Below are 19,083 nucleotides of genomic sequence, written 5' to 3'. Positions count from 1 at the left end.
ACTTTATTTTCGTGTTCCGAGCTGCCGCTTTCCCTTTTCTCGAGGGTCAGTCTAAAACTTGCCGCCTTGAACAGTCAGGCGATTTCGTTTCGTTTGCAGAATGTTAACAAAGTTTGTGAAAACGATCACTACCAAAAATACCCAAAGTATATATAATATGTATCAAGGGCCCAGATATTGAGGTATTCGGAAGGAGGCTTTCGGTGAACATTGTAGTCTGCGTCAAACAAGTGATGCTGCACGATATGGCGGACGAAAGCAAAGAAACGGGCGGTACAAGCCGGGAAGCGAGCCAGCTCGTCAACAACGCGAACGATTATTATGCCGTGGAAGAAGCGCTGAAATTGAAGGACCGGTACGGTGGGACCGTAACGTGCCTGTCGATGGGACCGGAAAAATGCCACGAGCAGCTTCGCGACATCGCCGCTTTGGGCGTCGATCGGATCGTCCTGTTGTCGGGCCGGGAATTTGCCGGGGCGGATACATTGGCCACTTCGTATACGCTGGCGGCAGGGATTCGCAAATTGGGCGGCTTCCAACTCGTGTTGACCGGCGAGCAGTCGCTGGACGGGGAAACCGGCCAAGTCGGCCCGAGTCTGGCAGAGCAGCTCGGCATCGTGCATGTGGCGAACGTAAGCGAAATCTGCTCCGCGCATGACGACCGGGGAATGGTGGTCAAACGGGAGCTGGAGGACCGCGAAATCACGATCAAGCTGCCTTTGCCGGCGCTGCTGTGCATCCGCAAGCATATCAACCAACCGCGGATTCCTTCGGTTGTGGGCCTGATGAAGGCCAAGACAGCGAAGATCCCGGTTTGGGGCCCTGACGATTTGGGGATTGAGCAGGGACGGGTCGGTCTGGGCGGATCGCCTACCCGAGTCGTCGGCGTATACCACCCGGCCGGAAAGGAGAGGACGGCCAACGGGGAAATCATCCGCTATGCGGATGACCAACAATGCGCAGCCCATATTTTGTCCAAAATCGGGGCCTGCGACGACAAAAGAACGGGAGTTTTCACATGAGCCAAATTCGCATTCTTCCATCGAATTGCATCGGATGCGGAACCTGTGTGCAGCTTTGTCCCTTTGAAGCGTTGAGCTTGGTGGATGCCCAGGCGTATGTCGATCACGACCGGTGCGTCGTTTGCGGCTCCTGCGTGCCGGTATGCCCGGCGGATGCCATCGTCGACGATTCCATGCCGGATGGCTTTAGGCCCGGAGATTCCATGGACGACTGGTCTATGCCCGACGAACCGGGCATCAAGAGTAACGAAGCGTCGTTTAGCGGCATTTGCGTCTACGCGGAGCATGCCGACGGAGCGCTTGTTCCTTCGGTGGCGGAGGTGATCGGGGCTGCGAGGCAATTGACCGAAGGAACGGGACTGCCGGTATCGGCTGTTCTTATCGGCAGCGAAGTCGGCCATTTGACCGGCGAGCTGCTCGAGCTTGGCGTCGATGAGGTATGGCTGGTCGACAGCCCGAAGCTGCGGCTCTATGCGGAGGATGCGGAAGCGCGCTGCATGAGCGAGCTGCTTGCCGAGCTGAAGCCGGCCATCGTGCTCGGAAGCGGTACCCGGCGCGGCCGTTCGATCTTCCCGAGAGTCGCCGCACGGCTAAATACCGGGTTGTGCGCCGACTGTATCAGCCTATCGCTCGACATGGAAACGGGCAATCTGGTTGTCACGAGACCGGCTTACGGCGGAAGCATCGTCGCGAAAATTATCATTCCGCACCAAAGACCGCAAATGGCGACGATCAAGGAGCACGTATTCCGGCCGGCGTCGAAAGTAAGCGTGCCCAACGGCATCGTGAGGGATATGAGCTCGCAGATTCGCGTATCCAAGTCCGTGCTGGAAATTTTGGAAGTCGTGAAAGGAAGAGCGGACCCCGCCAATCTGCTGCAGGCCGATACGATCGTTGCGGTGGGGCGGGGGATCAAGAAGGCGGAGAACCTTCCGCTCATCTACGAATTCGCGGAAGCGATCGGGGCCAGTGTGGGCGCTACCCGGGCCGCCGTGGATCTGGGCTGGATTCACCCTTCCCATCAAATTGGCCAAACCGGAAGCATCGTCAAGCCCCGCGTCTATTTTGCCTGCGGGATTTCCGGGGCGCTCCAGCATACGGTGGGGATGGAGGAGGCCGAAACGATCATTGCGATCAATTCCGATCCGAATGCGCCCATATTCGATCTGGCCACCTACGGGATTGTAGGCGATCTGTTCGAAGTGATCCCGGCTTTTATCGAGACGCTGAAAGCGGAGAAGCAGCAGATGATGATGTAACCAAGCAGAGGGATTGTCCCATGATGGAAAATGGAAAAGTGCGGGAGGCGCAAACCGATGACGGTACGAGAACAAATTTCCGATTATATTCGCGAGCTAACCCATGAGCCTGTAACCGACCCTTCGCTGAATCTGTTCGAAGCAGGCTTGCTGACCTCGCTGGACGTGCTGGATTTGATTTCTTTTTTGGAAGAAACGTTTCGGGTGAGCATTTCCGAGGATGACGTGAACATGGAGAGCCTCGGAACGATGAACGGTGTCGTGTCGCTGGTCGAGCGGTTAAGGTCATGAAGGCGGGGAGCCGTATGCTGATTCCCGACATGTTGTTCAAGGCTGCGGCAGACGATCCGCACAAGGAAGCGTTCATCGAGAAGCACAGGCGGATGACCTTTCGCGAGGTTGACGAGGCCTCGACCCGGCTCGCGCAATTTTTGCTCTCCCAAGGCATTCGCAAAGGAGACCGGCTGGGCATTTTTTCGGCCAAATGCCTCGAAGAAATCGTCGTCATCCTGGCGGCAATGAAGATGGGGACGATCTTCGTCCATATCAATCCCCATTTCAAAAGCGAGCAGCTTCGCCATATCGCCATGGATTGCGGGATGCGGGCGCTGTTCGTTCATGACAGCCGGATCGGCGTGTTGAATCAAGCCGGTCTGGAGGAAAGTACCATCGAGTTGATCGTAAGATTATCTCAGGCGAAGGCGCAGCACAGCGACCGGTCGGAATATGAACATGATTATGCGCTGGAAGACATTTTGCAGTGTGCGGATTTCGCGGGCAGCCTTCAGGCGGCCGTGCAGGACGACGATCCGGCGGCGATTCTGTATACCTCCGGTTCCACCGGAAAGCCGAAGGGCATTGTGGTGACGCACCGGATTTTTAGCGAGGCGACGGTTACGTCCGCACAGGTTTTGGAAAACCGGGCGGCCGACCGGCTGATCAGCGTGACCCCGTTTTCGTTCGACGGCGCGCTCAGTCAATTGTTCACCATGCTGTATGCAGGCGGAACCTTGGTTTTGCAGGAATCTCTTTTCCCTCATGATATCGTGGAAACGATGCTTCGCGAGCAGATTACCGGCCTCCACGGCGTACCGTCGCTTTGGAGGATGCTCCTCCAAAAACATTCTCCATTGGCGAAGCACCAATACCCTCACCTCAGATACATCTCGGTTATCGGCGAACCTTTTCCCCATGATGAGCTAATGAAATTAAAGGCTCTGCTGAAGCAGACGAAATTTTACATGATGTACGGCATGACGGAGGCGTTTCGTTCCACCTGCCTGCTTCCCGAGGATTTTGAGCGCAAAATCCCGTCGGTGGGCAAGCCTTTGCCCGGCGTGGACATTACCGTCGAAGACGAGGACGGCCGCTTGTGCGGTCCGGGCGAGACCGGCGAAATCGTGCACCGGGGCGCGTTCGTGTCTCCGGGCTACTGGAACGACCCGGCGAAGACAAGCGAAATGTTCCGGGACGGGGCGCTGTATACCGGCGATCTCGGGAAGCTGGACGAGGAAGGCTACCTGTATTTTGTCGGACGCAAAGACAAGATGCTGAAAGCGCAAGGCTTCCGGTTCAGTCCGGAGGAGGTGGAGGAGCGCTTGTGTCAGATGCCCGGCGTCATTGAGGCTGCGGTGATCGGCAGGCACGATCCGGACAAGGTCAGCAGCTTGAAGGCTCTAGTGGTCATGGAAGAGGGGCTTGCTTTGACGGAAAAGGATGTCATCCGTTACTGTAAATCCGTTCTGCCCTATTACATGATTCCAGACACCGTCGAATTTCGCCAGCCGCTGCCCAAGACCGCCAATCTCAAAATCAACCGGTCCGAATTAAGCTAATTCAGAAAGGGGAACCCAACCGTGAAACGGTGCACCTTATGCGTGATGCCCGAAACCTACCCCGGAATCGCGTTCGATTCCGAAGGTGTCTGCTCCTTCTGCCGCAAGGAGAACGGGAAACATCTCGTTCCGTCGCTCCCCAAGCTTCAGGCGAAGCTGGATGAAATCATCCGCGAATGCAAAGCGCAGAACCGGAAGTACGATGCGCTGGTCGCCTACAGCGGGGGCAAGGACAGCACGTTCCTGATTCATACATTAAAGGAAAAGTACGGGCTTCGCATGCTGGCTGTGACGCTCGACAACGGCTTCATGTCGGAATATTCGTTTGTGAACATGCGCAAGGTGCTGAACCGCTTGAATGTGGATCATACGATTGTCCGGCCCCGGTACGACCTGATGAAGCACATTTTTCTGCAAAGCTCTGCGCCCGAAGTTTACCCCACTCATCTGACGCAATATGGAAGCGGCATCTGCATCTCGTGCATCCGCATCGTCACGAACATGTGTTTGCGGGTCGCCATCGAAAAAGGAATTCCGATGGTCATGCTGGGCAACAGCCCGGGGCAGCTGATCCAATCCGAGAACGAAATCCTGTTTCAGGACAACAAAATTCCGTACGAGCTGCGCAAAAATTTGTTCAAGCCGCTTGCGGAGCGCGTGGGGGACGAGGTATATACGTATCTCATGCTGGATAAGGACGAGTACAAAACGAACCCGTTTCCTTATACGATCAACGCCTTCCCGATCATCGGGTACCGGGAGGACGAAATTTACCGTACGATCCGGGAGCTTGGATGGACCAAGCCGGAGGACGTCGATCCGAATTCGACGAATTGCCGGTTGAATTCGCTGGGGATCGTGAAGCACAAGCAGTACCATCGTTTTCATCCGTACGATTTTGAAATGAGCTTGCTGGTGCGGCAGGGCATCATTACCCGGGAAGAGGCGCTGAAGCGCGTCGAGGACCCGGAGGAAAAAGCGCTGCGGCTCGCCGAGCAGGTGGAGGAGCAATTGCTGAGCTAAGCGTGGCCAATTCACGTTATGGGGCGGAGGCTGCATATGGCTACTCATGAGAAAATTTCCGAGCTGCTGGACGCCAATCCGGATATTTTGCGATTGCTCGTCGCCAGCGAGACGTTATCCGACGCCCGCAGCCGGATGTTCGGCTACTTGAATCAGTGCGAGGACAAGGTGCGGCGAGCGGACTGCCCGCTGCATCCGCTGGAAAAGAAAAACACCCGGGACTGCATCACGGTATTCAAAAGCATTATTTCGGAAAGCAACGAGCACAAAACGAAGCACAGCTGCTTGGATACCCTATGGAAGCTGGCGGCCGAGCATTGGCGGCGGCAGGAGTGGCCCGAGGTGACGGACGCGTTTCTTGTGGAAATGAAGCATTTGTTCAAGGGGGTGATCGGTCTTTCGGGCATTTATTCGAAATCGGGCATTTGCAAGCGCGAGGTTCCCGCCTTCATGCATCTGGAAGGGCGCGAGGCGGCCGTCGTCCGATCGGAGCTGCTTAACATGAAAGCGGACCAGTATGCAGGATTCATCCGCAAGAACGGTTATAAAACCGGGCTGGACGATGAGGTCATCCGGCGCAGGCAGGAGCATCGGCAGCGGATTTTGCAGGCGTTGGGAGCGACGGAGCAGGACTGGGCAGATTACCGCTGGCAGTTCAAGCACCGCTTCCGCGATGCCGGCAAGATCGGCGAAATCATCGAGCTGTCCGCCGAAGAGAAGGCGTGCATCGATGCGGCGATGGCGCAAGGAATTCCTTGCGAGATCACACCGTTTTACCTGTCTTTGATGGAACCCGATTCCAAGGCGGATCGCCATCGGCACGACCGGAGTTTGCGGGCACAGGTCATTCCGAACCGGATCTATCTGGACAAAATGCTGGAAGCCAGGCTGCTGCCGAAGGAAGAGCTGGATTTCATGCACGAGATGGATACCTCGCCTACCGATTTTGTGACGAGAAGATATTCGCAGATTGCGATCGTCAAGCCTTACCTATGGTGTCCGCAAATCTGCATCTACTGCCAAAGAAACTGGGAGCTGGCGGAGGATTCCTGCGGCAAAGCCGATCCGGCGATTCATAATTTGGCGGAAGCGTACGAATGGTTCCGGGCGAACCCGGGCATTAGCGAGGTGCTGATTACAGGCGGGGACCCGCTGGCCGTCAGCAACGACAAAATCGCATCGATTTTGCAGACCTTCACGGAAATGAAGCACATCAAACGCATCCGCATCGGCACGCGGACGCTCGTCACGGCGCCCATGCGCTTCGACGAGGAGCTGCTGGCGATTCTGCGGACGTACCACCGGCCTCCCGAGCAGACGATTACGCTAGTCACCCATGTGCAGCATCCGTATGAAATTTCGCAAGAAATGGCGGAAGCGATGCGGAAAATCAAGTCGCTCGGCATCGACGTGTATAACCAGCAGGTGTTCACCATGCAAAATTGCCGGAAGTTTGAGACCTGCTTTTTGCGGGAATCGCTGAAGGGGATCGGCATATCGCCCTACTATTTGTTCAATCTGAAGGGGAAAGAGGAAACGGCGGACTTCAAGGTGCCCGTGGCCCGGCTGCTTCAGGAGCAGAAGGAGGAGGCGCGGTTAATGCCGGGGCTGGTGCGGACCGACAAACCGGTGTTTAACGTGCCTACGCTCGGGAAGAACGAGCTGAACGCTTGGCAGGACCATGAGATCATTATGATTTTGAACGACGGGAGCCGGATTTACGAATTTTACCCTTGGGAAAAATATATGGCCCCGGTCAATACGTACGTGTACAAGGATACGCCGATTTACGATTTCTTGCGCCGATTGGAAGCCTTGGGGGAAAATCCGGACGATTACAAGACGATCTGGTATTACTTCTGATTTCTGATCCGCCACACGGAACCGAAAGGAGGGAACCCCAATGTGCGGCATTTGCGGAGCGTACCACTATGGGAAGGAATCGCCCGTCTCGGAAGCGGTGCTGAACCGGATGAACGAGGCGCTGGCGCATCGCGGTCCGGACGGCCAGGGCGTGTTCGTCGATACGTTTATCGGGCTTGGGCACCGGCGGCTGTCGGTCATCGATCTTCAAAACGGCAAGCAGCCGATGACGAACGAGGACCATACCGTCTGGGTCACCTACAACGGCGAGATTTACAATTTCCGCGAGCTGAAGCGCGATCTGGAAAACAAAGGCCACCGCTTCGCGACGGATTGCGACACCGAGGTTATCGTGCACAGCTATGAGGAGTACGGACCAGACTGCGTGCGCAGGTTCAACGGCATGTTTGCTTTTGCGATCTGGGACGAGAAGACAGAAACGCTTTTTCTGGCCCGCGACCGGCTGGGGGTCAAGCCGCTCTACTACAGCTTGTCCGATAAAACGCTGCTGTTCGCGTCGGAGGTGAAAGCGATCCTGCAGCATCCGGATATCCGGGCGGAGGCGGAACCGGCGGCCATCCCCGAATATTTATTCTGCACTGCGCTTTTGAACGGACACACGATGTTCAAGCACATTCAATCCGTTCCGCCGGGCCATACGCTGCTGTTCCGCAACAAGACGAAGCGGCTTATTCCGTATTGGGATATTGTTTTGCACCAGACACCGGAAGAGCCCCGGACGTTCGGCGATTTCAAAGAGCACACGCTCGCGCTCCTTCAAGAGTCGGTGCGCATGCGGCTGATGAGCGACGTTCCGTTCGGCTCCCTGCTCAGCGGAGGGCTGGACTCCAGTTTAATTACCGCCCTCGCTGCGGGGCATGCGTCCCACCGGCTGAAAACATTTTCGATGGAATACGGCAAGAACAGCGAGGTGGCGGGGGCCAACTCGGATACGATCTACGCCCGGCTGATGGCGGACGCTTTGCAAACCGACCATAAGGAATTTATTTTCCGGCCGGAGGACTACCACGACATGCTGGAAAAGACGACCTGGCACGTGGAGAAGCCGGTCGACCTGACGACCCCTTCCGTGTACCTGCTTTATCAAAGATTAAAAAGCGACGTCACGGTCGTCCTGTCGGGCGAAGGGTCGGATGAGCTGTTCGGCGGCTATTTCTTTTTCTTGAATCACAAACCGGCAAGCGAGCTGTCGGAATTCCCTTGGGCGCCGTATCTCCAAGAGGTGTCCGGCCTGTTGAATCCCGACGTAGCCAGACAAACCCGGTTCCAGGAAAACGTGTCCACGGCCTTGCGCGACATGACCTCCCGGTTCGAGACCGACGACGAGCTGAACAAAGTGCTGTACTTGTTCATCAAGCTCTATTTGCTGGAAATGCTGGAGAGGCAGGACAAAACGAGCATGGCTTGGGGCATCGAGGCGAGAGTTCCTTTTCTCGACTACCGCATCGTCGACTATGTGGCGAATATTCCTTCGGCCTACAAGCTTAAGGACGGCAAGGAGAAAATCATCCTGAAAGAAATCGCCAGAGAGCTGCTGCCGAGGGAAATCGTCGAGCGGAAGAAACGGCCGTTTCCGTTCCCGGTCGATCCGAAATCGGTCGTCGTCCAGAAAAACATCGCCAACGAGCTGATCCAATCGGGCAATTCCAAAATTTCCGCTTACTTCGACAAACGGGCGGCGAACGATTTTTTCAACAAAAAGAACGGGTATAAGCATATGGACAATCTGGCGATTTTCAGAACGTCGCACGCCTTGATCACGCTTGAATGCTGGCACAAAACGTTTGGAGTGTGAGGATATGGAACTGGAATACGGGGAAGTGCGGAAGGCGGTTTTTGAGACGGCCGAAACGTTCATTAAGCGGAAGGTCCGGCCCATCGCCGGCGAAACGGATGAGCGCGAGCAATTTCCGCTGGACAATATTCGGGAGATGGGGCGCCTCGGCCTGCTGGGCATTCCGTATCCGAAGGAATACGGAGGCTTGGAGCTGGACTATGCAACGTATACCGGCTTCGTGAAGGAGCTGGCCAAGGCCTGTGCCTCCACCGCTATGACCGTCGTCGCGCACACCAGCTTAACCTGCAACCCGGTCAACGCCTTCGGCACGGAGGAGCAGAAAACGAGCTATTTGCAGCCCATGCTCTCCGGGGACAAAATCGGCGCCTTTGCGCTCACGGAGCCCGGCAGCGGCTCGGATATGTCGTCGATGCAGACGAAGGCGGTCGAAGCGGACGATCATTATGTGCTCGACGGCGCGAAAATTTTTGTGACGAACGGCAATTATGCGGATTATTACATCGTGCCCGCCAAGACGGCGCCGGAGAAGAAGCTGCTGGGCATCAGCGTATTTTTGCTGGAAAAAGGGATGAAGGGCCTGTCCACCTCCGGCAAAAAAGAGCGGAAGCTCGGGATGCGGAGCTCGGATACGGGCGAGCTGATCCTGGACGGCGTCAAGGTTCCGAAGACCAGCCTCATCGGGCGCAAAAATTTCGGTCTGGACATTCTGCACCAGACGCTGGTTAGCGCCAGGCTGGGGATGGCGGCGATCGCTATCGGCATCGCGGAGGAAGCCAAGCGGCACTGTATCGGTTACGTCAAGCAAAGAAAGCAGTTCGATCAATATCTGTACCATTTTCAGTCGGTGAAAAATATGCTGGCCGATATGGAGATGCATATCAATGCCGCCGATCTGCTGCTGCAAAAGGCGGCCCGGATGAAAGACAGCGGGGAGAAATACGCGAAGGAGGCGTCGGAGGCCAAGCTGTTCGCCTCGGAGACGGCGACCCGGGTAACGAAGGATGCGATCCAGCTGTTTGGCGGATACGGCTATTCCAGAGACCTGCCGCTCGAGCGCTTTTTCCGGGATGCGAAGCTGACGGAGATCGGAGACGGAACGTCGGAAATTCAGCGGTTGATCATTGCGGACGAACTCATCAAGCGAGGAAGCCGAAGCTCTTAAGGAAACCTAGACGAAAGGATGAATCTCATGACGAAACGGGCAAAACGGAAGTACCCGGCGATCGCGCGTCAAAGCGGGCAGCGGACCTATCCGCTCTCCTTCCAGCAGGAGCGGGTGCTGTATCTCTCCGAGCTGCTGCCGGGCAGCACGCTGTGGAACAAAATTTCCTGCAAGCGGGTAACGGGCGACATCGATCCCGAGGCCTTGCGTCAAGCGGTAGGCGACTTGATCGGCCGGCATACGGCGCTGCGGACGAGAGTGAGCTATGAGAACGGCGTTCCGGTTCAAACGTTTGATCAGACGCTGGAAGCGATTTTCCAACGGATCGACGGTTCGTCGGAGGAGGCGGAACTGCGGGATGAAGCGGCGCTGCGGAAGCTGGCTGAAGTGTGCAGGGACCCCATTGAAGTGAGCCGCGATCCGCTGTTCCAAGTGGTCGTCGTGCCGACGGGCGGCGCGGGTGCAGGCGAATGTCTCGTCATTTTGAAGCTGCATCATATCATTTCCGACGAGACGACGTTCCAGCTCCTCTGGCGCGATTTGAAAGCATTCTACAACGCGCGCATGGGCGTGACCGGCGGAGAAGAGCTCAAGCCGCTCGCGGTCGATTACGCGGATTACGTGCGCTGGCAGCGGGCGGCCTTCGACGAGGCGCATACGCAGGAGCAGGAGGCTTATTGGCTCGGACAGTTTCAAGGCGATCTGCCGGTGCTCGATCTGCCGACGGATTATTCGGAGCCGGCGCAGCTCAGCTTCCGCGGAGCGCTTGAAATCCGGGCGCTGCCGGCCGATCTGGTGAAAAAGCTGCGGTCGCTTTGCGTGCGGCATAAGGTAATTCCTTTCTCGGCGTTGCTGTGCGCTTATTACGTGCTATTGCAGAAGTGCTCCCGCCAGCACGATGTCGTGGTCGGGACGGTATTTTCGGGAAGGCATTACAGCTCCAGTCTGGCCCAGGCCGTCGGCTTCTTCGTCAATACCGTGGCGATCCGGATGGAGGTGGATGGGGAAGCGACCTTTGAGGAGCTGCTGAAGCGCGTGCACGACAAAGTCGACGAAGCGTACTATATGCAGGACTATCCGTTCGAACGGCTGATCCAGAAGCTCAACCCGGAGCGGCGCAGCGTGCGCAATCCGTTGTTTCGCGCCATGTTCAATCTCGTCAGCTCCGCCAAGGAAAAAGCGACGTTCGCCGGAGCGGAGGAGGCTTGGGAGGAGCCGGTGCTGGATGCGACCCAGGTGGACCTGCTGTTAAACATCCATCAGCAGGATGACGCGATGGAAATGCGGCTGGAATACAATACGGACCTGTTCCGACGGGAAACCGTCCGGCACTTGATGGAGCTATACGTGAACCTGCTGAGGAAGCTGGTGGAGCATCCCGAGGTGCAAGTGAAGGAGCTGGATATGCTGGACCCGCAGGAGCGCAAGCGACTGCTGAGCGAGTGGACCCGGACCGAGGCGGATGTCCCCCGCGAAGTCTGCGTTCACGAGCTGTTCGAAGCGCAGGCGGAGAAGACGCCGGAACGCGTCGCCCTGGCCTTCGGAGAGCGGACGATGACCTACGGGGAGCTGAACGGTCAGGCGAACCGGCTGGCTCGTACGCTGCGGGAACGCGGAGTCGCCGCCGAAAGCGTCGTCGGGGTGATGACGGAGCGGTCGTTTGCCATGATGATCGGCATCCTCGCGGTGCTCAAAGCTGGGGGAGCCTATCTTCCCATCGATCCCGGATTCCCGGAGGAGCGCAAGCGGTTCATGCTGGAAGATAGCGGAGCCCGCGTCCTGCTTGTTCCGGCGGGCGTGGGCGAAACGGCGGAAGGCCTGCCTGTTCCGACGCTCGCGATCGACGAAACGGCGGCAGGGGATGGTTCGAACCTTGGCCGTGTGAGCGTTCCGAGCGGTCTGGCGTATATCCTGTATACCTCGGGCTCGACTGGAAAGCCCAAGGGAGTGATGGTGGAGCACGGCTCGCTCGTCAATACGCTGGCCCATTTGCAGAGATCGTTTCCTTTGGAGCAAGAAGACGCGTACCTGCTCAAAACGTCGTTTACCTTCGACGTGTCCATGAGCGAATTGTTCGGCTGCTTTTTTGCGGGCGGCAAGCTCGTCATTCTGGAGGCGGGAGCCGAGAAGGAACCGTCGAGAATGATCGAGACCATCCGGCGTCATCAAGTGACCCATATCAATTTCGCGCCGTCCATGCTGCAATCGTTTATGGATGTGGCCGAGAGCAAGGAAGCCGCTCCGGCGCTGCAAAGCTTGAAATATGTGTTTGCCGCAGGAGAGGCGCTAGGAGCGCATACGGTCGGGAAGTTTTATGCCCTGGGCTTGCAGGCGAAGCTGGTCAATCTGTACGGTCCGACGGAAGCGACTATCTATGCCACAGGGTTTGTATTCAACGGCGGCGAAGAGCTGCAGCGGGTGCCCATCGGGAAGCCGATCGGCAACATGCGGGCGTACATTGTCGACGAGCACATGAACCTGCAGCCGGTCGGGGTGGACGGCGAGCTCTGTCTAGCCGGCAAAGGGCTGGCGAGAGGCTATTTGAACCAGCCGGAGCTGACGGTGCAAGCCTTCGTAGACCATCCGTTCTGCCCGGGCGAGAAGCTGTACCGGACAGGGGATTTGGCCCGCTGGCAGGAGGATGGAAATATCGTCTTCCGGGGGCGGATCGACCAGCAGGTGAAGCTGCGGGGCTTCCGGATCGAGCTGGAGGAAATCGAGAAGACGCTGCTGCTGCATCCGTCGGTAAGGGGGGCCGCCGTTGCGGTGAAAGAAGATTCGGCCGGTCTCGAATGTCTCGTCGCTTATGTGGTGACGGACGGCGAGCTGGCCGAAGAGGAGCTGGCGGGGCATCTTGGGCAATGGCTGCCTTCCTATATGCTTCCGTCCCGCTACATGAGATTGGAAAAGCTGCCTTTAAGCACCAGCGGCAAAGTGGACCGCAAAGCGCTGCTCGCGCCGGAAGCCGCTGTGCAAACCCAACCGGCGGGCGATGCGCCTGTGACGGAGATCGAGCGGAAGCTGATCGAAATTACGGAAAACATCCTGAACATGCAGGGCATCGGCGTGAATGACAATTTCTTCCGTCTGGGCGGGAATTCCTTGTTAACCATTCGGTTCGTTACCGAAATCGAGAGCGCGTTCCAGATTAGCTTGACCTTGATGGATTTTATCGATTTGCCGGTGATTAAGGACATTGCCAAAATCATCGAGCCTATGCTTCCCAAGGCCGTACCGCAAGCTTAACGACAGGGAAGCGAGAAAGGTTGGTTGCCATGGGCAAACGCCTACGAAAATATCCGGACATCCCCCGCCAAAGGGCAAGACCGCATTATCCGCTTTCGTTCCAGCAGGAACGGGTGCTGTACTTGTCCGAGCTGCTGCCGGACAGCGCCGTCTGGAATTTAATTTCCTGCAAACGGCTGACGGGTCCCGTCGATGCGGACGCCTTATTGTGGGCGGCCGGCGATCTGGCCGAACGGCACCCTGCGCTGCGGACGAAAGTGAGCTATGTGAACGGTGCTCCCGTTCAATCCTTTGACGAAACGATCGACCGCATTTACCGCTGCGTGGACTTGTCGGCGGAGCCGGAGGAGGAGCGGGAAGCGAAGGCCCTGCGTCTGCTGTCCGAAGCGAGCCTGAAGCCGATCGACCTGCGCCGGGGGCCGCTGTTTCAGATCATTTGGATCCGCATGGGCGAAGCGGAGAGCATGCTGATTCTGAGGCTGCATCATATCATCTCCGATGCCACGACCTTTCAGCGGATTTGGCACGACTTCAAATGGTTCTATAACGCGCATGCGGGCGTACCGAATGGAGAGGAGCTGCCTTCGCCGGGAATCCGGTATGCGGACTATGTCCTGTGGCAGCGGGAAACGTTCGATGAAGCGCATACCCGGGAGCAGGAACAATACTGGCTGGAGCAGTTCCAGGGAGAACTGCCCGCGCTTGAGCTGCCGACAGATTTCCCTGTCCGACCCGGGCTCAGCTTCGCAGGAGCGCTCGAAATTCAGCCGATTCCCCGCGAGGTGGTACAGGGATTGCGGACGCTGTGCATGCAGAAGCGGGTGATCCCGTTTTCCGCGCTGCTTTGCGCTTACTATGTGCTGCTGCACAAATGCTCGCGCCAGCGCGATGTGGTGGTGGGCACGGTATTTGCGGGAAGGCATTACAGTCCGGAGCTGCAGCAGGCAGTCGGTTTTTTCGTGAACACCGTCGCCATCCGGATGGAGGTGAACGGGGAGGACGCCTTCGACGAGCTGCTCAGCCGGGTGCACAACCAAGTGGACGAAGCCTACGATATGCAGGATTATCCGTTCGAGCGGCTCATTCATAAGCTGAACCCCGACCGCAGCAGCAGCCGGAATCCGTTGTTCCGGGCCATGTTTAACATGGTCGTTGCGGGGAAGGAAGAAGCGGCGTTCGCCGGGGCGAAGGAAGCTTGGATCGAGCCGGCCATGGACGCGACCCAGGTCGATCTGCTATTCGATATCCATCAAGAGGATAACGAGATGGAAATCCGGGTGGAGTACAATACCGACTTGTTTCGCCGGGAAACGGTACGGCGGCTGATCGGCTGTTACGTGAACCTGCTTCGATCTGCGATTGAGCAGCCCGAGGCCCGGGTGAAGGAGCTTCGGATGCTTGATCCGACGGAACGGAACCGGCTGCTTGCGGACTGGAACCGTACGGAGGCGGAGTATCCGCGTAAGGCATGCATCCATGAGCTGTTTGAGGCGCAGGCGTGGAAGACCCCGGAACGGGTCGCACTATGGCATGAAGGCATGGAGCTGACCTACCGGGAACTGAACGAGCGGGCGAACAAGCTCGCCGCCATGATCCGCCTCCGCAAAGGGAGCGGTACGGAGCACATCATCGGCATTGCGGCCGAACGGTCCATTGAGATGGTGGTCGGAATGCTCGCGGTATTGAAAGCGGACGGCGCATATATGCCCATCGATCCCGGCTATCCCGAGGACCGAATCAAGTATATGCTGCACGATAGCGGGGCCAAGATCCTGCTTGTTCAACAGGGGAAGCTGAACACAGACAAGCTGGAAGCGGAGATCATCGCATTCGAAATCGGGGAGGAAGAACAGTCCCTACATAGCCCCGATAATTTGAAAAGCGATACACATGCGCGCAGCCTCGCCTACGTGATGTATACGTCCGGCTCGACCGGCCGGCCGAAAGGCGTCATGGTGGAGCACCGGAACGTCGTGAGGCTTGTCCAAAATACCGATTACGTCCGTTTCGAGGCCAACGACGCGATTTTGCAGACGGGAGCCCCGGCGTTTGACGCGACGACGTTCGAAATATGGGGCGCTCTCCTGAATGGAATCAAGCTGTATATGACAAGCGACAACGTTCTGCTCAACGCAGACAATCTCGGGCGTTTTATACAGGAGCACGGCATAAGCCATCTCTGGCTGACGGCACCGCTGTTCAACCAGCTTACGGACATGAAACCGGAGCTGTTCGCTCCGTTGAAGGCTTTGCTGATCGGGGGCGACGCCTTGTCCGTCCGGCATGTCAATAAGGTACTGGCGGCCGTCCCGGGCCTTCGCATCCAGAACATGTACGGCCCGACGGAAAACACGACGTTTTCCACCTATTTTCCAATCACCGGGCCTCAGGAAACGAACGTTCCTATCGGCAGGCCGATCCGGAATTCCAAGGCGTATATTGTCGACGCCTATGGGGAGCTGCTGCCTGTCGGCGTGCCCGGCGAATTGTGCGTCGGAGGAGACGGCGTCGCCCGAGGGTACTTGAACCAGCCGGAGCTGACGGCGCAGAGGTTCGTGGACAATCCGTTCGAGCCCGGGACGAAGATGTACCGGACGGGGGATCTGGCCCGCTGGCTGCCCGACGGCAATATCGAGTTCATGGGCCGGATGGATAACCAGATCAAGCTGCGGGGCTTCCGCATCGAGCTGGGGGAGATTGAGGCGAAGCTGGCGGAGCATCCGCAGGCGAAAGAAGTCGTCGTGACGGTCAGGGAAGATCGCCCGGGGAACAAAGCCTTATGCGCGTATTTCGTCGCAGACCGGGACATCCCGGCCTCCGAGTGGCGGGCCTGCCTTGCCAAGACGCTGCCGGAGTACATGATCCCGGCCGCCTTTGTCCGAATCGACAGGATGCCGCTCAAGGAAACCGGAAAAATTGACAAGAAGGCGCTTCCCGAGCCGAACGGAGCGGCGGATGCGGCAAGGGCCCGGCGACCTCCCGAAACCGAACTGGAGCGGGAACTGGCCGCCCTGTGGATGCAGACGCTAGGCTTGACTGAAGTGGGGATCGACGATCCGTTCTTCGAATTGGGCGGACATTCCTTGAAGGCGACGATGATCGTGTCCCAGCTCAACAAGCAGTTCCATACGGACCTGTCGCTTACGGAATTTTTCGGCGGACCCACGATCCGGGAGCTGGCTCTGAGGTTGTCCGCAACAGCGGGCGGCTTGTACTCCTCCATCGCCCCGGCAGGGAAGCGGGAAAGCTACCCCGTCTCGACGGCCCAGAAAAGGATGTATATCGTCAGTATGCTGACGCCCGGCGGGACGGGATACAATGTTCCGCTCGTGCTTAGCCTGGAAGGCCGATTGGACCGGGAACGGCTGGGATATGTGTTTCGCGAGCTGATCCGCAGACACGACTCCTTCCGAACCAGCTTTCATATCGTCAACCGGGAATTAGTGCAGCGAATTGACGAGGAAGCGAGGTTCGACCTGGTGTGCCTGAGCGTGGAGACGGAGGAGGAAGCGGACCGGATCATTCGGAACTTCATCCGGCCCTTCGACTTAAGCCGGGCGCCTTTAATCCGGGGATTGTTGCTGAAGCAGCGGGAAGACCGTCACCTGCTAGTGCTGGATATGCACCACATTATTTCGGACGGCGTCTCGCTCGACATTTTGTTCAGGGAGATCATCGCTCTGTACCAAGGCGAGTTTCTAAGTCCGCTCCGCGTTCAATACAAAGATTACGCCGTATGGCAGAACGATTTCTTGACTTCGGAGCGGGTCCGCAAGCAAGGGGACTATTGGGCGGACGTGTTGGCAGGCGAGCTTCCCGTGCTGCAGCTTGCCACCGATTATCCGAGACCGGCCACCCAGACGTTCGCCGGAAGCCATGTCTTCTGCCAGGTGTCCCCCGAGGTGCTGGCGGGCTTGAAGCGGATCGAAGCCGAATCGGGCGCGACCTTGTATATGATTTTGCTGGCGGCCTACAATGTGCTGCTGTTCCGGCGAACCGGGCAGGAGGATCTTGTAGTTGGCACGCCCATCGCCGGAAGAAACCACGCGGATACCCGGAACGTGATCGGCATGTTTGTCAATACGCTGGCGATGCGCAACAGGCCTTCCGGGGATATGACGTTCCGGGAATTTGCGGAGCAAGTGAAGATTCATGCGCTCGAGGCGTACGAAAATCAGGACTATCCGTTCGAAGACCTGCCGGAGCGAATCGGTTACGTCCGCGACGCCGGGCGTAATCCGATATTCGATACGATGTTCGTGCTGCAGCACTTCGACCCGCTGGAAGCGGAGCTCAAGCAGCTTAAGGTTCGCGAGTACCCGATCGACTACCCGGTTGCCAAATTCGATCTCACGCTGTTCGCGGTCAAGCGGGACGGGGGCTTGCGGCTGGAGCTGGAATACAATACGGACTTGTACCGCAAGGCAACGGCGGAACGGCTGGTACAGGATTACTTGGCGATTTTGAGGCAATTGACGGCGGAAGGAACGGACAAGAAGCTTGCGGACTTCGTTCTCGGCTCCGAACCTGAAACGGCGTCTCGACGAGGAGAGCCGTGCGACCGGAAGACCAGCCTCCAGCCTGCTCGCGACTGCTATCCGGCCGTACCAGCGTCCGCCACACGCATAGAAGAACAGCTGATCGGAATTGTGGAAAGCCTATTGCAGACGGAGGGGATCGGGCCGGACGATAATTTCTTCCTATGCGGCGGCAATTCGCTGGCGCTCATCCGCTTGGTGGCAGAAGTGGAGGCGGCTTTCGGCGTCGTTCCCTCCGTCATGGAAATCAGGGAAGCGCCTGTCATTTCCGCGTGGGCCAGGAAGGTGGAAAGCCTGCAGAAGCAGGCAGCGCTCTAACCCGACCGCCGGTTTGGGACCGTGGAAGGGAGGCATCGCCATAAGGGGAGAGCGCAGGAGGAGTCTTTCGGGAAAGGAGAGGAAGACCGTGAATATTCAATACCACTACAAAAAAGCGGCCGTTTTGTTGAAGCGGGGACCATCGCCCGGCGCAGCCCCTTTATTTTTCGTGCATGACGGAACGGGCCGGATCGAAGGGTACTTCAAGGTGGTTGAGCTTGTCGAACGTACGTTCTCCGTCTACGGCATTACGCTCGACGAACGGGTCGGGTACGCTCCGCAAACCATTTCGATTGAAGAGTTGGCCGTTAGTTATATCGAACAAATGAAGCATGTTCAGCCCGAAGGGCCGTATTGCATCGCCGGTTGGTCGATCGGGGGGACGATTGCGGCAGAGATGGCCCGGATTCTGGAAGCCGAAGGGGAGGAGGTGGGCTGCTGCGTCCTGGTGGACGCGCCGCCTCCGGGCTACTACCCGCCGCAAGACGCGGAGCCGTTCTCGACGGAGTCCGAGACAAGCTATATGCGTCCTTTTCTTCGCAACGAGGAGCTGCTCAAGCGTTGGAGCCGAAGCGGGAGCGTTCAAGCGTTCTGGACCGCCGTCGCCGACACGCTTCAGCCCCCGGACTTCGACCGGCCTTCCTTTCTCCGCTATGTCCGGGAGGAATGGGCCGACATCTTCCCGGACGGAAGCCGGCTGTCGCTGCATCAGCTATTTTGCGCGGTGAATATCGTCCGCACGCTGCACCGGGCGCGGTCAGCCTACGTTCCGCGGGGGAGCATCGATTCGCCGGTCCATGTGTTTCAGGCCACCGAGTCGCCGCTGGAGGGAATGGACCGATGGGGACGGTATTGCGCGCATCCGGTCTATATTGCGGCGGAGGGGAACCATTACACGCTGTTTGACGCAGAGCATGCGCCGGCTTTTGCCCGGCAATTCAACCGCATCCTGGAAGGTGTCGCCGCCCCAAAGAAATCTGGTTAAGAGGAGAGCTCTT

The 19,083-nt window shown here is 57.8% G+C and carries 11 protein-coding genes; all 11 read left to right on the top strand.

The features are described 5' to 3' along the window. The first annotated feature begins 203 nt into the window (after nucleotides 1-203). The 11 genes from PEH01S_RS02910 (at nucleotide 204) to PEH01S_RS02860 (ending at nucleotide 19,070) form a co-directional block, all read left to right on the top strand. Nucleotides 204-1,022 carry an electron transfer flavoprotein subunit beta/FixA family protein gene (locus PEH01S_RS02910; RefSeq protein ID WP_127483885.1) on the top strand — a complete coding sequence of 273 codons (819 nt, stop codon included), beginning with the start codon at nucleotides 204-206 and terminating at the stop codon, nucleotides 1,020-1,022. Further along, entirely contained in the window at nucleotides 1,019-2,281 is a 1,263-nt protein-coding gene (locus PEH01S_RS02905) for an electron transfer flavoprotein subunit alpha (protein ID WP_127483884.1), read from the top strand. Before PEH01S_RS02910 ends, PEH01S_RS02905 begins: the two co-directional genes overlap by 4 nt. Before the next feature lie 57 nt (nucleotides 2,282-2,338). Then, on the top strand, nucleotides 2,339-2,572 hold the full coding sequence (locus tag PEH01S_RS02900) for a phosphopantetheine-binding protein (RefSeq protein ID WP_025848114.1): 234 nt from the start codon (nucleotides 2,339-2,341) through the stop codon (nucleotides 2,570-2,572). Nucleotides 2,573-2,586: 14 nt separating this feature from the next. Then, on the top strand, nucleotides 2,587-4,116 hold the full coding sequence (locus PEH01S_RS02895; protein WP_164827650.1) for a class I adenylate-forming enzyme family protein: 1,530 nt from the start codon (nucleotides 2,587-2,589) through the stop codon (nucleotides 4,114-4,116). 21 nt (nucleotides 4,117-4,137) lie between these two features. Further along, complete coding sequence (locus tag PEH01S_RS02890) at nucleotides 4,138-5,139, top strand: adenine nucleotide alpha hydrolase family protein (protein ID WP_127483882.1); 1,002 nt, start codon at nucleotides 4,138-4,140, stop codon at nucleotides 5,137-5,139. A 36-nt stretch (nucleotides 5,140-5,175) separates the two neighbouring features. Then, nucleotides 5,176-7,002, top strand: coding sequence for a KamA family radical SAM protein (locus tag PEH01S_RS02885; protein WP_127483881.1), 1,827 nt, complete (start codon nucleotides 5,176-5,178; stop codon nucleotides 7,000-7,002). Between the two features lie 40 nt (nucleotides 7,003-7,042). After that, entirely contained in the window at nucleotides 7,043-8,818 is a 1,776-nt protein-coding gene (gene asnB, locus PEH01S_RS02880) for an asparagine synthase (glutamine-hydrolyzing) (protein ID WP_127483880.1), read from the top strand. Nucleotides 8,819-8,822: 4 nt separating this feature from the next. Then, on the top strand, nucleotides 8,823-9,983 hold the full coding sequence (locus tag PEH01S_RS02875; RefSeq protein ID WP_025848122.1) for an acyl-CoA dehydrogenase family protein: 1,161 nt from the start codon (nucleotides 8,823-8,825) through the stop codon (nucleotides 9,981-9,983). Between the two features lie 27 nt (nucleotides 9,984-10,010). Continuing rightward, a complete protein-coding gene (locus PEH01S_RS02870; protein ID WP_164827648.1) occupies nucleotides 10,011-13,229 on the top strand; it encodes a non-ribosomal peptide synthetase in 3,219 nt (1,072 codons plus the stop codon). Between the two features lie 29 nt (nucleotides 13,230-13,258). Continuing rightward, nucleotides 13,259-18,085, top strand: coding sequence for a non-ribosomal peptide synthetase (locus PEH01S_RS02865; protein WP_127483878.1), 4,827 nt, complete (start codon nucleotides 13,259-13,261; stop codon nucleotides 18,083-18,085). An 88-nt stretch (nucleotides 18,086-18,173) separates the two neighbouring features. Then, a complete protein-coding gene (locus PEH01S_RS02860; RefSeq protein WP_164827646.1) occupies nucleotides 18,174-19,070 on the top strand; it encodes a thioesterase domain-containing protein in 897 nt (298 codons plus the stop codon). The last annotated feature ends 13 nt before the right edge of the window (nucleotides 19,071-19,083 follow it).

The sequence above is a fragment of the Paenibacillus ehimensis NBRC 15659 genome, assembly GCF_004000785.1.
Taxonomy (GTDB): Bacteria; Bacillota; Bacilli; order Paenibacillales; family NBRC-103111; genus Paenibacillus_G; species Paenibacillus_G ehimensis.
The sequence above is the reverse complement of the archived record's forward strand: the minus strand, read 5'-3'. Positions and strand labels throughout refer to the sequence as shown.